General features: G+C 45.9%; 2 protein-coding genes, 1 tRNA gene and 1 pseudogene. 1 reads left to right on the top strand and 3 read right to left on the bottom strand.

Annotated elements, in window-relative coordinates; translation table 11 throughout:
* Positions 1-301, bottom strand: a pseudogene (locus LDL18_RS08760) (calcium-binding protein); the annotation flags it as partial.
* A gap of 259 nt (positions 302-560) precedes the next feature.
* Here LDL18_RS08760 and LDL18_RS08755 point away from each other — a divergent pair.
* The gene (locus LDL18_RS08755) at positions 561-1,787 is read left to right on the top strand and encodes an argininosuccinate synthase (RefSeq protein WP_011240880.1); all 1,227 of its coding nucleotides are present in this window, start codon (positions 561-563) and stop codon (positions 1,785-1,787) included.
* 131 nt (positions 1,788-1,918) lie between these two features.
* Here the strand turns inward: LDL18_RS08755 and LDL18_RS08750 are convergent.
* Positions 1,919-1,993 (bottom strand) — tRNA-Thr (locus tag LDL18_RS08750).
* Between the two features lie 311 nt (positions 1,994-2,304).
* A complete protein-coding gene (locus LDL18_RS08745; RefSeq protein WP_296508809.1) occupies positions 2,305-4,146 on the bottom strand; it encodes a ribonucleoside-diphosphate reductase subunit alpha in 1,842 nt (613 codons plus the stop codon).
* Between the last annotated feature and the right edge of the window lie 10 nt (positions 4,147-4,156).

Here is a 4,156-nt window from a genome sequence, read left to right as displayed (position 1 = left end):
TTTTTGTCTTACCGCTATTCTTCGCATCCTTGAATTTGGCCATCATCGCTTGACATTGGTTTTTTTCATTGGCCAAGGCCGTCTGAAATTCCGATTTTGTGACAACGCCATTATGATCAAGATCAAATTTATCGAAATTTTGTTTTACCTGTGCCTGCGTTTCTGCGCGGGTAATCGGCAGAATATAGGGCGGAACCTGTTCAGCGGCCTGCTGGGCGGAAGCCTGCACAAGAGGGGTTGCCGCTAAAAACAGACCTGACGCCAAGGACAGACTACGCAAAAGAAAATTTTTCTTTTTCATTATTTTGGCCTTACTCCAAGAGAGAAGTGGAAAACTGTTTTACAGTGATATGATCCCGATATTTTCTCTAAGATGATGGGTATCAGGCAGTTTATGAATATTGTCTGATTATCCTATAATAAGACGCCTTGTCTTTTTTATAAGGCAGGTCACAAAATTTTTAAGCAGGATGGCGCTTGAAACGCCATGATAAGCGTGGCAAGCGGCGGCTATACGGTAAAAATATTGCCGCATTGATAATTCTATTCCGGAGAGTTTCATGACCGAAAAAGTAAAACGCGTCGTGCTCGCCTATTCAGGTGGACTTGATACCAGCGTTATTTTGAAATGGTTGCAAGAACATTATGGCTGTGAAGTCGTCACTTTCACGGCTGACCTCGGTCAAGGCGAAGAGCTTGAACCCGCCCGTAAAAAAGCCGAAATGATGGGCATTAAGCCTGAACATATTTTTATGGACGATCTCCGCGAAGAATTTGTTCGCGATTTTGTTTTTCCGATGATGCGTGCCAATGCCCTTTATGAAGGTCAGTATTTGCTTGGCACCTCGATCGCACGACCATTAATTGCCAAACGCCAGATTGAAATTGCGCGTCAGGTTGGTGCCGATGCAGTTGCACATGGGGCAACCGGAAAAGGGAATGACCAGATTCGTTTTGAACTCGGTTATTATGCCTTGGCACCGGATATCAAGGTTATCGCCCCTTGGCGCGAATGGGATTTGAACAGCCGTAGCAAATTGATTGCCTATGCTGAATCTCGTCAGATTGCGGTTCCAAAAGACAAACGCGGCGAATCGCCTTTCTCGGTCGATTCCAATTTGCTGCACACTTCTTCAGAAGGTAAAATTCTTGAAGATCCGTGGCAGGAAGTACCGGATTATGTCTATTCCCGCACGGTTAACCCCGAAGATGCCCCCAATACGCCGGAAATCATTACCATTGATTTCGAGCGTGGTGATGCCATCGCCATTAACGGTGAAGCCTTGTCACCAGCGGAGCTTTTGACCAAGCTCAACGAACTGGGTCGCAAGCATGGTATCGGTCGTCTTGATTTGGTCGAAAACCGTTATATCGGCATGAAATCACGCGGCATGTATGAAACCCCAGGTGGCACGATTCTGATTCAGGCACATCGGGGTATCGAACAGCTGACCTTAGATGGTGGCGCTATGCATCTGAAAGATGAATTGATGCCGCGCTATGCCGAACTGATTTATAACGGCTTCTGGTATTCACCGGAACGCGAAATGTTACAGGCCGCTATTGACCATAGTCAGGCCAGAGTCAGCGGCACGGTTCGCTTAAAGCTCTATAAGGGCAGTGTGAATGTTATCGGTCGTAAATCGCCCAATTCGCTCTATTCTGAAAAGGTCGTGACCTTTGAAGATGATGCCGGTGCTTATAACCAGCAGGATGCAGCTGGCTTTATCAAGCTGAATGCTTTGCGTTTGCGTTTGCTTGGTGAACGTAACGCCAAAGGCCTTTAATTTTTCGAAGAACCCGCTTGCTTTTATGGTGAGCGGGTTTTTTGATAAAAATCAGACATAAAACAGAATGATATCGTTTGTTCTGACTGATATTTTTAGGGAAAATAGATTTTTAAGGGAAGAAAGAAAAATGGTGCTGCCGGTGAGGATTGAACTCACGACCTCAGCCTTACCAAGGATGCGCTCTACCACTGAGCTACGGCAGCACAACCACTTTTTTGTGGTGAGGCGCTCATATGAAGGAACTATTTCCATTAGTCAAGGACGATATGAATTTTTCTTTAAAAAATAGAGACTCTTCGAAAAAATGTATCAAAATCAATCAGATAACAAAAAAAAGCTGTTAGCAGAGGCACTGCGTCAAAATTTGCGTTTGAGAAAAAGGCAAAATCAGCAAAAAAAAGCGCTTAGCGAAGAAGAAACGCCGCAAGCCTGACGCGCTTATAAAAAATCCTATCGCATTAACGGCAACCCGCTCATGCGATAGGATTTTTATCCATCACATTTTAATTAAAGCCTACTGGCAGGCAAGACATTCATCATAATTGCGCATTTCGACTTCGATCTCTCTCATTTGGGGCGTGTTATCGGCCTCGACACCGCCCGCAAAACCTGCTCGCTGCAAAGATTTCGAACGAAGATAATAAAGCGATTTAATACCCATTTCCCAAGCTCTGAAATGGAGCATCAGTAAATCCCATTTTTCGACATCTGCCGGAATATAAAGATTTAACGACTGCGCCTGATCGATATAAGGCGTTCGATCGGCGGCCATTTCCAATAACCAACGCTGATCAATTTCAAAGCTGGTTTTGAAGGTGTCTTTTTCCTCTGCCGTCAAGCAATCCAGATGCTGAACCGAACCATTCTTTTCGAGAATGGAATTCCAGACGGCATCGGAATCCTTGGATTTATCTTGCAAGAGTTTTTGCAAGTAAGGATTCTTGACAACAAAGCTGCCTGACAAAGTTTTATGCGTATAGATATTAGCCGGAATAGGCTCGATACAGGCAGAAGCGCCGCCTGCGATGATGCTGATGGAGGCCGTTGGGGCAATCGCCATTTTGCAGGAAAAACGCTCCATAACGCCCATGTCAGCAGCATCAGGGCAAGCGCCCCGTTCTTTTGCCAGCATCATCGAGGCTTCATTGACTTTGCCATTGATATGGCGGAAAATTTTAAGATTCCAGCTTTTGGCTAAAGCGCCTTCAAAAGGTATCTTGCGCGCTTGCAGGAAGCTATGAAATCCCATCACGCCCAAGCCAACCGATCTCTCACGCATGGCGGCATAGCGTGCTTGAGACATTTCATCTGGCGCATTGTCGATATAGCTTTGTAAAACGTTATCAAGAAAACGCATAACGTCTTCGATAAAACGTTTATTGTCATGCCATTGATCCCACGTCACCAGATTAAGCGAAGACAGGCAGCAAACAGCGGTTCTCTGATTGCCGAGGTGGTCTTGTCCGGTCGGAAGGGTGATTTCAGAGCAGAGGTTAGAACTGGAGACTTTTAATCCCAAGGCCTGATGATGGCTCGGCATATTGTTGTTCACGTGATCGATGAACACAATATAAGGCTCGCCAGTCTGGAGACGGGTTTCAACCAGTTTTTGGAATAGGCTACGGGCATCGACTTCGCCCCGCTTGGAGCCATCACGCGGTGAAACGAGATCGAAAGATCTACCGTCACGGACGGCTTCCATAAAGGCATCCGTTACCAAAACGCCGTGATGAAGATTCAAAGCCTTGCGGTTAAAGTCACCTGACGGTTTTCTGATTTCAAGAAATTCTTCAATTTCAGGATGTGAAATATCAATATAGCAGGCGGCCGAACCACGGCGCAAAGAGCCTTGACTGATCGCGAGTGTTAATGAATCCATCACGCGGACAAAAGGAATAATACCACTGGTTTTACCATTCAGGCCAACCGGCTCACCAATGCCCCGCACATTACCCCAATAGGTGCCGATACCGCCACCACGAGAAGCCAACCAGACATTTTCGTTCCAAATATCGACAATGCCTTGCAAACTATCTGGCACGGCATTGAGGTAACAGGAAATTGGCAGGCCGCGTTTGGTTCCACCATTTGATAAAACCGGCGTTGCGGGCATGAACCATAAACGGGAAATATAATCATAGAGACGCTGTGCATGGGCTTCGTCATCGGCATAGGCATCAGCTACCCGCGCGAATAAATTCTGATAGCTTTCTCCGGGTAAAAGATAACGATCATCTAACGTCGCTTTACCAAATGCAGTCAGCAAAGCGTCCCGACTGGGATCCGTGATGATATTAAAGCGTCTTTGATTGGCTTTTTTCGTCTCGTCTTTTTGGCTTTCCGAAGAAAGTGTCATAGCTTTATTT

Source organism: Zymomonas sp., from assembly GCF_020216885.1.
Lineage (GTDB): Bacteria > Pseudomonadota > Alphaproteobacteria > Sphingomonadales > Sphingomonadaceae > Zymomonas.
This window is presented reverse-complemented; position numbering and strand designations above follow the sequence as displayed.

Coding starts and splice junctions, on each gene's coding strand:
- LDL18_RS08755 (WP_011240880.1), top strand. CDS start 561: ATGACCGAAAAAGTAAAACGCGTCGTGCTCGCCTATTCAGGTGGACTT.
- LDL18_RS08745 (WP_296508809.1), bottom strand. CDS start 4,146: ATGACACTTTCTTCGGAAAGCCAAAAAGACGAGACGAAAAAAGCCAAT.